The organism is Clostridium sp. (assembly GCF_029258205.1).
GTDB lineage: Bacteria > Bacillota > Clostridia > Clostridiales > Clostridiaceae > Sarcina.
Genome location: NZ_JARHZJ010000004.1, coordinates 64,242 through 80,270, shown reverse-complemented (window position 1 = coordinate 80,270; position 16,029 = coordinate 64,242). Strand labels below are relative to the sequence as shown.

At 28.2% G+C, this 16,029-nt stretch carries 15 protein-coding genes and 1 other annotated feature; of the genes, 5 read left to right on the top strand and 10 right to left on the bottom strand.

The window, feature by feature from the left end:
* Positions 1–47: 47 nt before the first annotated feature.
* Complete coding sequence (locus tag Q1J60_RS00605) at positions 48–866, bottom strand: tetratricopeptide repeat protein (RefSeq protein ID WP_300257105.1); 819 nt, start codon at positions 864–866, stop codon at positions 48–50.
* Positions 867–952: 86 nt separating this feature from the next.
* Positions 953–1,963, bottom strand: coding sequence for an aspartate--ammonia ligase (gene asnA, locus Q1J60_RS00600; RefSeq protein ID WP_300257102.1), 1,011 nt, complete (start codon positions 1,961–1,963; stop codon positions 953–955).
* A gap of 180 nt (positions 1,964–2,143) precedes the next feature.
* Positions 2,144–2,403 (bottom strand) — a binding site (T-box leader).
* Positions 2,404–2,545: 142 nt separating this feature from the next.
* Here asnA and ppaX point away from each other — a divergent pair.
* On the top strand, positions 2,546–3,190 hold the full coding sequence (ppaX, locus tag Q1J60_RS00595) for a pyrophosphatase PpaX (protein WP_300257099.1): 645 nt from the start codon (positions 2,546–2,548) through the stop codon (positions 3,188–3,190).
* 37 nt (positions 3,191–3,227) lie between these two features.
* On the opposite strand, the gene Q1J60_RS00590 is transcribed toward ppaX, so the two are convergent.
* Positions 3,228–4,499, bottom strand: coding sequence for a D-alanyl-D-alanine carboxypeptidase family protein (locus tag Q1J60_RS00590; protein WP_300257097.1), 1,272 nt, complete (start codon positions 4,497–4,499; stop codon positions 3,228–3,230).
* Positions 4,500–4,677: 178 nt separating this feature from the next.
* Here Q1J60_RS00590 and Q1J60_RS00585 point away from each other — a divergent pair, with 178 nt between their 5' ends.
* Positions 4,678–5,244, top strand: a complete 567-nt coding sequence (locus tag Q1J60_RS00585; protein ID WP_300257094.1) for a hypothetical protein — start codon at positions 4,678–4,680, stop codon at positions 5,242–5,244.
* A 109-nt stretch (positions 5,245–5,353) separates the two neighbouring features.
* Complete coding sequence (locus Q1J60_RS00580) at positions 5,354–5,509, top strand: hypothetical protein (protein WP_300257092.1); 156 nt, start codon at positions 5,354–5,356, stop codon at positions 5,507–5,509.
* Positions 5,510–5,598: 89 nt separating this feature from the next.
* Here Q1J60_RS00580 and Q1J60_RS00575 read toward each other — a convergent pair whose 3' ends face one another.
* From Q1J60_RS00575 to Q1J60_RS00555, 5 genes are read right to left on the bottom strand one after another with little or no spacing between them, the layout of a single operon-like run.
* Complete coding sequence (locus Q1J60_RS00575; protein WP_300257089.1) at positions 5,599–6,681, bottom strand: ABC transporter substrate-binding protein; 1,083 nt, start codon at positions 6,679–6,681, stop codon at positions 5,599–5,601.
* A gap of 1 nt (position 6,682) precedes the next feature.
* Positions 6,683–7,483: an ABC transporter permease gene (locus Q1J60_RS00570; RefSeq protein ID WP_300257086.1), complete on the bottom strand. Its 801-nt coding sequence runs from the start codon at positions 7,481–7,483 to the stop codon at positions 6,683–6,685.
* Entirely contained in the window at positions 7,477–8,322 is an 846-nt protein-coding gene (locus Q1J60_RS00565) for an ABC transporter permease (RefSeq protein WP_300257083.1), read from the bottom strand. Before Q1J60_RS00565 ends, Q1J60_RS00570 begins: the two co-directional genes overlap by 7 nt.
* Before the next feature lie 2 nt (positions 8,323–8,324).
* The gene (potA, locus tag Q1J60_RS00560) at positions 8,325–9,374 is read right to left on the bottom strand and encodes a spermidine/putrescine ABC transporter ATP-binding protein (protein ID WP_300257080.1); all 1,050 of its coding nucleotides are present in this window, start codon (positions 9,372–9,374) and stop codon (positions 8,325–8,327) included.
* 31 nt (positions 9,375–9,405) lie between these two features.
* Entirely contained in the window at positions 9,406–9,945 is a 540-nt protein-coding gene (locus Q1J60_RS00555; protein WP_300257077.1) for a helix-turn-helix domain-containing protein, read from the bottom strand.
* 325 nt (positions 9,946–10,270) lie between these two features.
* On the opposite strand from Q1J60_RS00555, the gene Q1J60_RS00550 reads away from it, so the two are divergent.
* On the top strand, positions 10,271–11,347 hold the full coding sequence (locus tag Q1J60_RS00550) for a GNAT family N-acetyltransferase (RefSeq protein WP_300257075.1): 1,077 nt from the start codon (positions 10,271–10,273) through the stop codon (positions 11,345–11,347).
* A gap of 53 nt (positions 11,348–11,400) precedes the next feature.
* Complete coding sequence (locus tag Q1J60_RS00545; protein WP_300257072.1) at positions 11,401–11,793, top strand: hypothetical protein; 393 nt, start codon at positions 11,401–11,403, stop codon at positions 11,791–11,793.
* Positions 11,794–11,826: 33 nt separating this feature from the next.
* Here the strand turns inward: Q1J60_RS00545 and Q1J60_RS00540 are convergent, their stop codons facing one another.
* Both Q1J60_RS00540 and Q1J60_RS00535 read right to left on the bottom strand, forming a co-directional pair.
* Positions 11,827–13,227, bottom strand: a complete 1,401-nt coding sequence (locus Q1J60_RS00540) for an alanine/glycine:cation symporter family protein (protein WP_300257069.1) — start codon at positions 13,225–13,227, stop codon at positions 11,827–11,829.
* A gap of 291 nt (positions 13,228–13,518) precedes the next feature.
* The gene (locus Q1J60_RS00535; RefSeq protein ID WP_300257066.1) at positions 13,519–15,981 is read right to left on the bottom strand and encodes a transglycosylase domain-containing protein; all 2,463 of its coding nucleotides are present in this window, start codon (positions 15,979–15,981) and stop codon (positions 13,519–13,521) included.
* Between the last annotated feature and the right edge of the window lie 48 nt (positions 15,982–16,029).

Sequence of the window (16,029 nt, the reverse complement as noted above, 5' to 3'; positions counted from 1 at the left end):
TTATAGAATGAATTTAAAATTAAATCTATAATCAAATATTACAATAATCAATTATTTATACTTATTAAAGCGTTTTCTATATCATTTTTTGATAGGTTACTTAGAATAGACTCATCATACTTAAGTGATTTATTTAAAAGTTCTTTAGCTCTATAAAAATCTTCTTTTTCTTTTGATATAATTCCCATAAAATAGTAAGGCTCTGAAAAATTTGCACATTCATCTATTAATTCATCAAAATAAAAGCAAGCTTTTTCTATATCACCAATTTTATAGAAAATTTCTCCTAAATTAGCTCTTATTATTTGACTTAACTCATTAACTTTTAAACCTTGATTACTTATTGAAATTGCTTTTTCAAAATCTTCATCTTGAATTAGAACATATCCATAAACTTCATAAAAATCTATAGCATTAAAGTTATTAGTTTTTAAATCATCTAAGATTTGAAGAGAAGTTTTTATATCATTTAATTTCCAATAAAGTATTGCTTGAAGTAAATCAAGGTGATTTGCATCTTCAGGTAAAAATTTTCTTTTAGATAATATATTTTTTAAGGTTTCTAAAGCTTCAGTATATGAACCTATTTTAAGTTCTAAGAAAATATAAGTTTTTATAGCTTTAACATTAGAACTATTACATAGAGCAGCTTTTCTATAAAAAGACAAAGATTCTTCTAAATTATTATTTTTAAGTTTTTTAGAGCCTCTAAACATATAAATTAAATGTTTATTTATAGTTAATTTAAATATTATAAATGATAAAAGTAGTATACTTCCCATAGAAACACTAAACTTAATTATTAAAAAAACTATAAAAATTATTGCTAAGACATTTACTAAGGTTCTCAAAACAGATCTTTTCATAATGATTATCCCCCTTTTAAATATTAGTTTATTAAGAAGATTATACTATATTTATAAGGGGGATAATATAAAGTTAAATTTAACTTTTATAATAAATGTATGTTGTTTTCTTCACAAGTTCTTATCATATCTTCATCCCACATAGATGCTTGAACTTCTCCAATATGAGCTTTTCTAAGGAAGAACATACATATTCTAGATTGACCGATTCCACCACCTATAGTATATGGTAATTTCCCTTCAAGAAGCATTTGATGGAATGGTAGTTCTTTTCTTTCTTCACATTCTGCTATTTTTAATTGTTTTAAAAGGCTTTCTTCATCAACTCTTATTCCCATTGATGAAAGCTCTACAGCTTCATCAAATAGAGGGTAGTAGAATAATAAATCTCCATTTAATGTCCAATCATCATAGTCTGGACTTCTATCATCATGTTTTTGACCAGAAGCTAATTTTCCACCAATTCCTATTATGAATACAGCTCCAAATTCTTTGCATATAGCGGTTTCTCTTTCTTTAGAAGTAAGATCTGGATAACGATCTTCTAATTCTTGTGATGTTATAAATATTATATCTTCAGGAAGAATTCTTTCTATATGAGGATATTTTGTTACTATAAAATCTTCAGTAGCTTTAAAAGTATTATATATTGATCTTACAGTTTCTTTTAAAGTTTCTAAATTTCTTTCTTCTTTATCTATTATTTTTTCCCAATCCCATTGGTCAACATAAATAGAGTGAATGTTATCTAAATCTTCGTCTCTTCTTATAGCATTCATATCAGTATAAAGACCTTCACCATGTTTAAACTCATATCTATGAAGAGCTAGTCTTTTCCATTTAGCTAGAGAATGAACTATTTGAATGTTAAACTCTGGCATAGCTTTCATATCAAAACTTACAGGTCTTTCAATTCCGTTTAGATCATCATTTAATCCTGAACCTTGATTTACGAAAAGTGGAGCAGAAACTCTTGTTAAGTTTAAGTTTTTAGCTAAAGAATCTTCAAAAAAGTCTTTAAGTTCTTTAATAGCAACTTCTGTTTCTCTAAGTGATAATAAAGGTTTATAGTCCTTTGGTATAAATAATTTTTCCATTTTAAACAACTCCTTAATTTTAAATGTAGATATATTTTTTGCTACATATATTTTTTATAAATTTGTTTGGCCAAAAACAGGTTATTAAAATTTCTTGAAATGTTTTATACGTATAGTTAAAATAATAAAATTTAAAAATATATTTTAAAAGATAATAAAAAAAGCCATCGTCCTATATATTAATAGGACGAAGGCTGTATAATCATCTCCGCGGTACCACCTATGTTAGTACAAAAGCACTCACTTAATAACAGTGCATCTTAACACTGTCCTTCTTTTAACGGAAAGAAACCCGTCTAAGTCTACTATCCAAAATAAATTTTGAAGTTCGGTTAGAAGCTCAAGGATGTTCTTCATCAAAGGTATAGTATGAGGCTTTCACCATCCCTCAATCGCTAAAACTCTTTCCAAAGATTACTTTTTCCCATCAATGCTTTGTACAAGTTATTTATTTAATAATTAATATATACTAAAAATCTTAATTTGTGAAGGGGATTTTTAAAATTTTTTTAAATTTATGATATAATTATTAAAAAAGTATATATTTTTAAGCTCATTTTTGTAATGGCAAAGGAGAAGTTTATGATAAAAGCAGTTTTATTTGACCTAGATGGAACATTGATAAATACTAATGATTTAATACTAAAATCATTTAAACATACATTTAAAACTATTTTAGATTTAGAGCCAAGTGAAGAAGAAATTACTATGAACTATGGTAGACCTCTGCATGAAACTTTTAAATCTTATGATGAAAATAGAATAGAAGAGATGATTAATTGTTATAGAAAAATAAACTTAGAATTACATGATAATGAATGTAAAGAGTTTACTGGTGTTGACTTAATGCTAAAAATATTAAAGAGTAAAGGAATTAAACTTGGAGTTGTAACTTCAAAGAAAAGCGATATGGCAGAGCGTGGAGCTAAGTTAATTGGTATATTTGAGTATTTTGATACTTTTATAACTCCAGAGATTACTACAAAGCATAAGCCAGAAGGGGAGCCAGTTTTAAAGGCTTGTGAGAATTTAGGAGTATCTCCTAGTGAAGCTCTTATGGTAGGTGATTCACCTTATGATATTTTAGCAGGTAAAAATGCTGGAACTAAAACATGTGGAGTTAAATACACAGCATTGCCTATTGAAAAATTACAAGAGAGTAAACCAGATTTTTATGTGAATAAACCTTTAGAAATTTTAAATCTTGTTGAAGAATTAAATTCATAATAAAAAAAGATTTAGTCTTAGACTAAATCTTTTTTAGTTAAAATATATTTCTTCTACGTCTTCTACGTTTTCTTAAATTTATTGTTCTTATAATAAGTAATATTACTACTATTATAACTATTATTAGAACAAGTATTCCTAAATAGCTTAAGAAATTAGCTTTTATAAGAGTAAACGTACTTATATCAGCTTTTACTGGATAATCCTTAACATAAGCTCTTTCTTTAACAGTAACAGCAGCAGATTCAGGATTAGAAGCTAATTGCCAAGCGTTCATATTATTTAAATTTATTGATTTAGATGTTTCTTTTTCATTTACATAGTTATTATAATAATCTATATTTTCGGTAGCAACAAAAGGAACATCGATTGTCTTTGTCGGTCCAAACCATCTGAAAAGTTTATATTCAACTGGAATAGTATCTATTGTTGTTCCAGCCTTTATATAAGGAACCTTATCTACAGAGTAACTGTAATCAATAATTTTTTTCATATCATTAAATACAATTTCATCATTAGCATCATATTGGGAGTCTAGAACAGCACCTACTATTTTTCTACCATTTCTTTCGTATACTGATACTAAACATCTTCCAGCAGGAGTAGTAAATCCAGTCTTTCCACCAATATTTCCGTCTATACCAAGTTCTTTGTTTCTATTTTCTAAAATTACTTTTTTCCCGTTTACAGTTATATCGCTATTCTTAAGTGCCATAGTTTCGCTTACCCAAGGATTTTTATAAGCATTTTGTAAAATAACAGCTAAATCGTAAGCTGTTGAATAGTGATCATCATTATGTAAACCATTTGGAGTAACAAAATGAGTGTTTTTTAATCCAAGTTTTTTTACTTCTTCATTCATCATCACACTAAATTTTTCAGAACTTCCAGCAACTCCATCTGCAATTACAGCGGCAGCGTCATTAGCTGAAAACATAAGTAAAGCTTTCATTAAATCATTAGCATTCATTCCTTCGCCAACAGGTATTGGACCATAGCTATCGTTTAATGTATAAGGCTGTTGAACTTTTGCATCTGCTGTATATGGAAAAGAATCATTCTTTGAAGCATGTTCAGCAAATAAAAGACTTGTCATTACCTTTGTTGTACTAGCAGGATATGCTCTTTCATCAATTCCCTTTGCATAAATAATTTCACCAGTATCATAATCTAAAGTAACAGCATACTTACCAACTATATTAGGTTGGGAAATTTCAGCAGCCTGAACAGTAGCTTTTGTTGGTGTAAAAATTGATACTGATATAGCAACCAATATTGAACTTAAAAGCTTTTTCTTAAATTTAATCAATTTTCATCTCTCCTAATTTTAAAGTCTCATTAAACTTTTTTTATTATAACATCTACAGGGCATAATAACAATAATAATAAAGAAAGAGATGTAAAGCTTTAATTGTGGTATTTATAATTTATATCTTATATAATATAAGATATTTGAAACAATTAATTAATATTTAGGATGTGATAATATGGCAGCTTTAACTGTAGATGATATTTTGAAAGAAAGTGAGGTAGGCACATTAATTCCACTGATAGTAGAAATTAATGATAAATTAGTACCTATAATTTTTGTTAAAGACTATTTAGATACCTTAGAAGATATAGGTGATAATGTATTAGTTGCCTTAAAAAGTAGTATTATAAGCAATAAAAAATTAGACTTACTTTTAATTATGATTAGATTTGACGAAAATGAAGAGAATACCTATGATCTATGGTTAAACTATGGATTCAACTGGCACTTTGATTTTTTGAATGAGTTAATTAACTTAGATAAAATACTTATAGATTTTAGAGATGAACATAACAATAGAATTAAGACTATTGAAGTTGATAATACAATTAAAAAAGATTTAGAAAATTATAAAGAGTCTTGTGAAGATTCTTTTTTAATTAAAGAAGGAAAAGAAGAAAATATAATTAGAGTAGTTAAAAGAAAAAAATATGAATCTTGGAACAATGAGGATGCTTTAGATTTAATTGATGAAGTTTTAGAAGATTATAGTAGCATACAAGATATGTGGGATAACTTATAATATAAGTAAAAAGTTTAAAGAACTATAATTAATATACATAGCCAACTTAAAAATATAGTATATAAATAAGCCTGCTTTCAAATAATAAATTTAAAGGTGGGTGATAAATATGAAAAATGATAAATATCATAAAAATTACAATAATAAAAAACATAAAGATCATGAGCCAGATGATGGCACATTTATTTCATACAAAGAAAATGAAGAGTTTAATAGCAATGGAAGCTCAAGATATGGATATGAACAAGATAGCTGTGATATGTAGTAAGATATAGGAAGGCGTAGGGCTTGTAAAAATAAAATTTGTAAAATTGTGTATAATAAGAAATGCATGTGCAAAAGCACATGCATTTTTTAATAAACACACTTGATTTCTAACCAAGCTTCATCATATTTTCTAAGTATCTTAGGAGGTAAATCTATAAATACCTCACAATTTTTTAATGACTCTTCATCTGGATAAGCAACTTTATCATCTTTTATATCATCAGGTAAAAGGTCATATGCAGCTGTATTTGGAGTAGAGAATCCTATGTATTCTACATTTTGCTCGGCATTTTCAGGATCACAAAGAAAGTTTATAAACTTTTCAGCATTTTCTTTATGCTTAGCATTTTTAGGAATTGCAATGGCATCAAACCATTTATTTGATCCTTCTTTAGGAATAGCGTAAGCTAAATCAGGGTTTCTTTCTATCATTGTTACAGCATCTCCTGACCAAGCAACAGCAAGGGAAGCTTCTCCACCAACCATGGCATCTTTAACTTGGTCAACCATATAAGCTAAGATTAAACCATCTTTCTTTTGAGTCATAAGTTCATTTTTAGCCTTTTCTATTTGGTCTAGGTTTTCTGTATTTAATGAATATCCTAATTTTTTTTCTGCAACAGCCATAGCATCTCTAACACTATCTGGCATTATAACTTGATCCTTATATTTAGGGTTCCAAAGAATATCCCAACTATCTACAGGATCACTAACTCTTTTTGTATTATATATTATTCCAACTGTTCCCCACATGTATGGAACTGAGTATTCGTCAGTTGGATCATAAGCTAATTTTTTAAATTGTTCTCCTATATATTTATAATTAGGTATATTAGAAAAATCTATTTTAGCTAACATATCTTCTTCTTTCATTTTTTCTATCATGTAATCAGAAGGTATTACTATATCATAAGACACATTACCACTGTTAAGTTTTTGATACATTATTTCATTGGTATCATAAACATCATATTTAACATCTATTCCAGTTTCTTCTTTAAATTTAGTAAGAAGATCTGGATCTATATAATCTCCCCAGTTATAAACATAAAGAACGTTACTATTTTTATCTTGGGTAGATTCCACATCTTTTTTTTGACCACAACCAATAAAAAGAGATGATATAAGCAATGTTGAACAAGTTAATGCTAAAAATTTTTTTAATTTCATATTAACGTTCTCCTTTCACTAAAGATTGCTTTCTATTAGCAACAAGAAGTAATACTAAGACAACTATAAACATTAATGTTGAAAGAGCATTTATTTGAGGAGAAATACCTCTTCTAGCCATAGAATAAATTTCTATAGAAAGGTTAGAAACACCAGGACCTGTAGTGAAGAAACTTATAACAAAGTCATCTATTGACATTGTAAATGCTATTAAGAATCCTGCTGCTATACCAGGCATTATTTGAGGGATTACTATCTTTCTTAAAGCGTAAGATGGTTTTGCTCCTAAATCTAAGGCTGCATCAGTTAAATTTGGAGGTAATTGTCTTAGCTTAGGTAAAACAGATAATATAACATAAGGAATATCAAATGTTATATGAGCTAAAAGCATAGTCCAAAAACCAGGTTTTAGATTAAATAAAATTCCACCAATAGCAAATAAGGTCATTAATGAAATTCCAGTAACTATATCTGGATTTAATACAGGTAAATAGTTTATGTTTAATAGTAAAGTTTTAGGACCTCTTTTCATATTATTAATTCCTATAGCACTTATAGTACCTATAACTGTAGCAACAACAGAAGCTATCACTGCTATTAAAATTGTATAATAAAGAGCCGCTATTATTCTATCATTTTGAAATAGAGAGCTATACCAATCAAAGGTAAAGCCACTCCAAACAGCCATAGATTTTGTTTTGTTAAATGAGAATATCATAAGTGTTACTATTGGTGCATATAAAAATATAAATACTAATACTAAATAAAATTTAGAAATAAAATCACCTAACTTTTTTACCATAGCTGTTTACCTCCTTCTTTTCCGTTCTTTTCATATTTAGACATAAATGCCATTGAAATTAATATTAATATCATCATAAAGATTGATAAGGCAGAACCAAAGTTCCAGTTACCTATAGTTGTAAATTGTTGTTCTATAAGGTTACCAACTAACATATATTTTCCACCACCTAGAAGGTTTGGAATTACGAAGTTTGAAACAGCTGGCATAAAAACCATAGTTACTCCAGAAATTATTCCAGGAATACTAAGTGGTAAAATAACTTTTCTAAAAGCTTGAGCTTTATTTGCTCCTAGATCATAAGCTGCATTAACTAAGTTTTTATCAATTTTTATAAGTACAGTATATATTGGGATAACCATAAATGGTAAGAAATTATATACCATTCCAAGTAAGATTGCTCCGTCAGTATATAACATTTTAATAGGTCCTATTCCTATGTAACCTAAAAGAGTATTGATAAGTCCATCTCTACCAAGTATAGCCATCCATGCATATGTTCTAAGTAAGAAATTCATCCACATTGGTAATATGAATAAAAGTATTAAAATATTTCTTCTTTTTATAGGTAATTTAGATATTATATAAGCTATTGGATAACCTAAAATTAAACATAAAACTGTTGATAAAACAGCAAGCCATATAGAACGTATAAAAACAGTAAAATATATTGGCTCAAATAGTCTTTGGAAGTTTTCAAAAGAGAAAACAAATCTTCCATTAACTTTAATTGTAAAACTAAAGAAAACTATTAAAAGTAAAGGAATAACTATGAATATAGCACTCCATACAACGTATGGATACGCTGCAAATGATAAATTTTTATCTCTATTTTTCATATTTAAACATCACTCTCTTTTTTCATTATGTGTATGCTTTCTGGATCAAGAGATAATCCTATTTTTGATCCTATTTCAGCATGTTTTGTATTGTGTAATATCCAAGTGTGGCTATCATCTTTTACTTCTATTTCATAGTGAACACCTTTAAATATAACTGAATTAACAGTTCCTTTTAGCATACCATCTTCATATTTAACCATTTCAAAATCCTCTGGTCTTATTACAACTTCAATAGCTTCGTTTTTTTCAAAACCTTTATCAACACATTCAAATATTTTTCCACAAAATTCAACTTTAAAGTCATCTAACATAGTTCCATCAACTATATTACTTTCACCTATAAATTTTGCTACAAATGAGTTAGCAGGTTCATTATATATATCTTCTGGACTTCCCATTTGTTGAATTTCACCTTTATTCATAACAACTATTGTGTCTGACATTGTTAAAGCTTCTTCTTGGTCATGAGTTACAAATATAAATGTAATTCCTAATTTTTGTTGAATTCTCTTAAGCTCTATTTGCATACCTTTTCTAAGTTTCATATCTAATGCACCAAGTGGTTCATCTAATAAAAGTACCTTTGGTTCATTTACTAAAGCTCTAGCTATAGCAACTCTTTGTTGTTGACCACCACTAAGGGCCTCAATATCTCTATTTTCATATCCCTCAAGGGCAACCAATTTAAGCATTTCCTTAACTTTTTGATCTATAACATCTTTATGCATTTTTTTTAGTTTTAATCCAAAAGCTATATTTTCATATACATTCATATGAGGGAATAAAGCATATTTTTGGAATACAGTATTTAATTGTCTTTCATAAGGTGGTATATCGTTAATAATATTATTTTCAAAGACCACCTGGCCATTATCAGGCGTTTCAAAACCAGCTATAATTTTTAAAGTGGTTGTTTTACCACATCCACTAGGTCCTAAAAGAGTTAGGAATTCATTCTTTTTTATATTAAGAGAAAGATTATCTAAAATTGTATCTTTCCCATAAGATTTAGTTATTCCTTTTAATTCAATAATATTATTATCTTTCAAATCTAACACCTCTGCTTTCTAAATGTTTATATTAAAATGATGGTGGAGTACTTATCCATATAACCTTTGCAGAAATTTTTCCTGCATTAGAAATATAATGATTAGCCTTGGGCTTAAAGTAGAAACTCTCGCCTTTTCTTACTTTTACTTTTTTATCTCCTAGATGAAGATATATTGCTCCAGATAAGACATACCCAAATTCCTCACCCTCATGAGGTTCTTCTTCAATATATTGTCCTCCAGGTTCAAGAGTTATCATTATAGGTTCCATATCATTTTTTTGAGCGTTTGGAACTAACCACATAAGATTATATTTTAATTCTTCATTTTCAGTTTCAAACATATCATCTTTAGAAAAGGCTATCTTTTCATTAGTATCTTCACTAAAGAATTCTGTTAGGTTGGTTCCTAATATATCTAATATATCTATTAATGTAGCTATAGATGGAGAAGTAAGCTCATTCTCAAGTTGAGAAATAAATCCTTTAGATAATTCACATCTATTTGCTAATTCTTCTTGAGTTAATTGTTTGGCCACTCTGAGACGTCTAATTTTATCTCCTATTTCCAAGTTTTACACCTCAATTTCATTAATATAAGTTTTACTAAACTTTAAGTTTAAAATTACTAAACAAACATAAATTATTATAAATACTTTTAAAATAAAAATCAATAAAAAAATGAAAAAATATATTAATATTTAAATGTTGCTTGAAAATAGTAATTTAGCAACTTGGTAAGGAAAAATATGTTATAGAGTTTAGGTTAATTTATTATTTAATTTAGTATAACTAAACAACAAAAAAACAATTAATAAATAATAGATAAAAAATTTCACAGTTTGTGGTAATTTATGATAAAATACTCTTGAATTAATAAAAGATTGGTGTGGTAATGTGATACAAAAAAGAAACTTTTATAGGAGAGAGGGAAGAAAAGTTTATATAAGAACACCATATTTAGAAGAACTAAGGTATACTGAAAGGCTATGGGGAGATATAGATAGTATGACTGATGTAGGTAAAATAATATCTTTTCCTAGGTATAAGTGGGATAGTTTTTATAAAAAGATGGTGAATCCTACAGATGGAAGAAATCTGTATTGCTTAGTTTTTGATTATAATGATAATCCAGTTGGAGAAGCAAGCTTTCATGGATATGACTCTACAACTAAAACTGCTAGATTAAACGTTAGGATAGAAGGTTCACATAGGAGAAATGGTTATGGAAGTGAAGCTGTAAATCTTATATTAGAATTCTTTTTTTATGAGTTTGGTGGTTTATATATTCTGGATACGGTTTCATCAGATGAGAATAGAGAGAGGCTTGAAAGAATTGGTTTCAAGATGATGTATAAGAATAAAGATGGCTATTCATATAGATTATATAAGGATGATTTTAATAGGCAAATCAAAGATTTAAAAGAGAGAAAGTTTGGAATATTTATTTATGATAAGATGATTATAAGTACAGTAATATCTTTTTTAGAAATTTTTGATGATATAAATAAATCATTAGACAAAGATATAATTTCAGTGGAATTAGTAGGTACACAAAATAATATAGTAAAAGATGGAATGTATGATATAAAATTTGAAAACTTAAAATCTGTAGAGAAAGCTGATTTAGATGTTATAATTGTTCCAGGAAGTAAGAGTAATAAATTCTATGAAAATGATGATTTTGAAAAACTTTTAAACAATATCAATGGGTGTGAAACTGTTTGTGTTTTAGGAAATAGTATAATTCCATTTATAAAAAATAAGTTTTTAAGAGGGCTAAAAGCTTATTATTCTAAAGAATGGGTTGAATTTATAAATGAAGAGATTGCTTTAACATCTTATTCTGATGAAGATATTATTGATAATGGAAGATTTATAATAGTTAAGAAAAAATCCTGTGAAATAGAAGGAATAAAATACATAATTAAAAAGTTATTTGGAGAATCTGTATTAAATAGATTTGATTTATAGATTTAGATTTGATGCTATAGTTTATAGCATTAAGGATAGGAGTTGTTTATTATATGATAAACATAAAATTAGATGAAGACAAAAGAGGAAAAATTATATTTAGAGCTAATATAGATGAGTGCCATAAGGATAATAGGATATTAAAAAGAGCTTTGTTTGAAAGTAGAGTAGCTAAAAATGAATTTAAATATAATATACCAATGAAATACTTTTGGCCAATAATAAATAATGTTGATAAAGAATTAATAAGTTTAAGTGAGGAGAGTAGACTTGAAGTTTTAGAATTCTCAGATGAATATGAAGAAGTTTATTACTATAATTATAAAGCTACACCATCTTATATGAAGAAATGGAGAGAAGAAGGATGTCCTCCAATTTTTAAAATAACAATAAATCCTAAAGATTTGAGTGTAGAGAAAAAAGTTGTATTTAAAAGATTAATATAAAAAGCTTTGAGAAAAAAATCTCAAAGCTTTTTATTATTGCCATTCTTCTACATTTTTTAATCCAGGAATAGAAGAAGCTTTAAATACTGGTTCCTTAATACCTGCTTTCTTTTGATCTGTGTAGTCTTTCAATGCAAGGAAAGAATATTTACCCAAGAATAATATAGTTATTATGTTTAGTATAGCCATTAATCCCATGAAAAGGTCAGCTAAATTCCAAACTAAATCTACTTTTGCTATTGAACCGAATAATACCATACCTATAACAAGGATTCTGTATATATTTAATAATAACTTATTATTATTTATAAACTCTATGTTTGTTTGACCGTAATAGAAGTTACCTACAATAGAACTAAAAGCAAATAATAATATACAAATTGCTATGAAATAAGCTCCAAAAGGTCCTATTTGAGATACAAGAGCTTTTTGAGTTAATTCTATACCTGTTAATGAGCTATCAGCATATTGACCTGAAAGAAGTATTATAAATGCTGTACAAGAACAAATTAATAATGTATCAGTAAATACTCCTAAAGTTTGAATTAAACCTTGTTTTACTGGGTGAGTAACATCTGCTGTAGCAGCTGCATTTGGAGCACTACCCATACCAGCTTCATTTGAGAATAAACCTCTTTTAATACCTTGCATAACAGCAGCACCAAGTCCACCAGCAGTTAGTTGTTTTATTCCGAATGCTGATTCAAATATAAGTTTAAAAACTGATGGAATTTCAGTAATATTTAAAATTAAAACTACAATAGCGATAAGAATATAAAGAACCGCTAAAATTGGAACTATTATTTCTGAGACCTTAGCAACTCTGTGAATACCACCGAAGATAACTAAAGCTGTTACTATTGCTAATATTATACCAATAGCTCCTCTTGAAAGTCCGAAAGCACTATTGAATGCAACACTTACTGTGTTAGCTTGAACTGCATTAAATACGAATCCAAAACAGATTGTAATAAGAATTGAGAATATAATTCCTAACCATCTCTTTCCAAGTCCTTTTTCCATGTAATAGGCAGGACCACCTCTGAAAGAATCTTTATCTTTGATTTTATATATTTGAGCTAATGTACTTTCTACGAAACTAGAAGCAGAACCTATTAAGGCTATAATCCACATCCAAAAAACTGCTCCAGGTCCACCAACAGCTACGGCTATGGCAACACCTGCTATATTACCAGTACCAACTCTTGAAGCTGTACTTATACAAAATGCCTGAAATGAAGAAACTCCACCCTTTTCTTTATTTGATTTTCCTATACCGTCTCCTAATAAACGGAACATTTCTTTTATGCATCTAAATTGAACAAATTTAGTTTTAAAAGAAAATAAAAGGCCAGCACCTATTAATAAAACAATTAATATATAGCCCCAAAGAAAATCATTAAAAGTAACTACTAATTTGCTAAGTATTTCCATTGATTCCTCCTCCTGTCGATAAGTTTTTTTATTTTTACGTAACACGTTATACTTAATTTTAATATGAATAATGAAAAAATGCAAGAACTAATATTGTTTTATTCATATATGCAATATTTCAATGAAAAATATATATGTGAAAAATAAATAAAAAACAAATGCAATATTTATTAAAAATTAGAATATTACATGAATATAGATAACTTATTGTTAATAATAAAGCCACTATGAAATGAAAAACTCATAGTGGCTTTATTTTGTATAAAATTAAAATGCAAGAACAACTTAGTTCTATTGCGTAATGTTATTACGTTGACTATTTTGATTTGAGTTATTTCCATTTTGAGGTGGAGGAATAACTCTAGGGTTTATATTGTTTTCTGTTTGATTTTGAGGTGGAGTTCCATTTTCACCAACGTTATTGTTACTATTTCCAGGATTATTTGGAGTTTGTTCATTTGGTTTATTAGCATTTTCGTTAGGTTTAACATCTTCAGGTTTATTTTCTTGTTGTTTATTCTCCTTATTTTTTTCAGAATTATCATTTTCACTTTTATTAGGAACAGAGAAATGTGACTTTGTATGATAATTACAATATTGAGTAGGAGCAGAACTGTTAATAAACCAATCATAATAAACTCTGCTACCTCTAGGATCTTGCGTGCAAAGTGAAGTAGGTTTAAGTCCTGAATCCATACATACTGCAATCTTGCTTATTCCTCTAGGTTGTTCAACTTCTTTGTATTGTAAGCCTTTATGAGCTAGGGCCATTATTTTCCCAAAAATAGGTGAAGTAACAGTACCACTACTGGTTTTCATTTCTATAGGCTTATCATATCCAATCCAAATAGCTGCAGAATAATATGGTGTTAATCCTGCAAATAAATAGTCTTTATCTCCAGTTGTAGTTCCTGTTTTACCAGCTACAGGTATATTACCAAATTTAGCAGGTTTTGCAGATCCACTTTCTACTTGATCTTTAAGCATATCATAAACTATATAAGAAGCTTGAGGACTAAATACTTTAGTTTCTTCTGGAGTGCTTGTATCAAGAATTACATTTCCATGAGAATCCAATACCTTATTATATAATTTAGCGTTTGTTTTAACTCCATTATTACCAAAAACACCAAAGGCTGAAGCTAGAGTATAAGTATTTCCTCCATCAGGATTATTAGGGTCATTTTGAAATTGTCCTAAGGCTGTTGTGGAAATACCTCTAGAGTGAGGACCATAAACAAGACCTAATTTTTGTCCATAAGCTATAGAGTTTGAAATACCTACTTCGTTAGCAACTTTTATGGCTGCTAAGTTACTAGAAATTTTAATTGCTTCTCTAAAAGTTAGAGGACCTCTATAACTATTGTATTCATTCTTAGGTTGATCTTTATATCCTGTAGAAGATAACTCTTTATTAGTTAATGGAGAATCATTTACCACAGATCCAGCTCCGCCAAGTCCTAAATCAATAGCAGGACCATAAACTGTTAATGGTTTTGTTGCAGAACCTATAGATTTTAAATCATAATAAGCTCTATTATGTGACATAGCTGGTTGTTCTCCTCTTCCTCCAACTAAAGCTTTAACATGACCGGTTTTATAATCTATTATTGTGGCTGATGCCTGTAATTTATAAATACCATCTTCATTCTCGGCATTAGGGTTATTAGTTATAGCTCTATAGTTATTTGGATCATCTAAAACTTTTTGAACATTATTTTGAAGATTTCTATTCATAGAAGTATAGATTTTTAATCCACCGTTAGCTATAAGTTTGTCAACTTCTTCTTGAGTATATTTATATTTGGTCATTAAGTCTTGTTTAACTTGAGTTATAGTTGGTCTTGTAAACCACTCGAAGTTAGTCTTACTTAATTTATTATTTGGTTTAAATTTTATACCATTTGTGTCAATTTCATTTATTGCGTCATTATATTGTTGAGTTGAAATATATCCAAGTTCATGCATTTTAAATAGTACAGATTTAGTTCTATTTAAATATCTACTTGGATTTTCTTTGTTTGCTTCTGAAAGACCATCATAAGAAGTTGGTGCTTGAGTAAGTCCTCCTAAATAAGCACATTCAACTAAATTTAAATCTGAAACATTCTTACTAAAGAATCTTTGAGCAGCTGCGCTAACACCATATTGGTATCCACCCATAGGAATTGTATTTAAATACGTAGTAAGAATTTCGTCTTTTGAAAGATATTTTTCTAATTCTAAAGCTAAGTACATTTCTTTAATTTTTCTTTCATAACTAACTTCATTGGTAAGTACGGCATTTTTTATAAGTTGCTGAGTTATAGTTGAAGCGCCTTGAACCGTATTACTTCCTGAAAGTTTGCCTTTAATATTAGAAGCTATAACCCCAAAAATCCTTTTAACGTCTATTCCTTTATGCTCATAAAATCTTTCGTCTTCAATAGCTACAAAAGCTTTTTTCAAATTATCAGGGATTTCTTCAGATTTAACAACATAACGTTGTTCACGAGTTATAACATTATCCATAAAGTTCCCTTGATCATCGTAAAGAATTGATGGCTGATTTAGAGATTGAATTGCCTGAACATTTAAGTCTGGAGATGAATGTATAATAGAAATAACGTAAACTCCAACTACTGTTATGGCAGTTATCCCTAGAAGCAGAATTCCTATACAGAACCATTTAAAAAATTTTGTTACTTTTGATTTATTTTTAGCTGATTTTTTCTTCTGCTTTCTATCTTTATGCTCTCTTTTTTTTTCAGTCATTTTTTCCTCCTAACATAATAAAACTTTCTATTTCTAAAAACTACATAA

Coding starts and splice junctions, on each gene's coding strand:
- Q1J60_RS00605 (WP_300257105.1), bottom strand. CDS start 866: ATGAAAAGATCTGTTTTGAGAACCTTAGTAAATGTCTTAGCAATAATT.
- asnA (WP_300257102.1), bottom strand. CDS start 1,963: ATGGAAAAATTATTTATACCAAAGGACTATAAACCTTTATTATCACTT.
- ppaX (WP_300257099.1), top strand. CDS start 2,546: ATGATAAAAGCAGTTTTATTTGACCTAGATGGAACATTGATAAATACT.
- Q1J60_RS00585 (WP_300257094.1), top strand. CDS start 4,678: ATGGCAGCTTTAACTGTAGATGATATTTTGAAAGAAAGTGAGGTAGGC.
- Q1J60_RS00580 (WP_300257092.1), top strand. CDS start 5,354: ATGAAAAATGATAAATATCATAAAAATTACAATAATAAAAAACATAAA.
- Q1J60_RS00575 (WP_300257089.1), bottom strand. CDS start 6,681: ATGAAATTAAAAAAATTTTTAGCATTAACTTGTTCAACATTGCTTATA.
- Q1J60_RS00570 (WP_300257086.1), bottom strand. CDS start 7,483: ATGGTAAAAAAGTTAGGTGATTTTATTTCTAAATTTTATTTAGTATTA.
- Q1J60_RS00565 (WP_300257083.1), bottom strand. CDS start 8,322: ATGAAAAATAGAGATAAAAATTTATCATTTGCAGCGTATCCATACGTT.
- Q1J60_RS00545 (WP_300257072.1), top strand. CDS start 11,401: ATGATAAACATAAAATTAGATGAAGACAAAAGAGGAAAAATTATATTT.
- Q1J60_RS00540 (WP_300257069.1), bottom strand. CDS start 13,227: ATGGAAATACTTAGCAAATTAGTAGTTACTTTTAATGATTTTCTTTGG.
- Q1J60_RS00535 (WP_300257066.1), bottom strand. CDS start 15,981: ATGACTGAAAAAAAAAGAGAGCATAAAGATAGAAAGCAGAAGAAAAAA.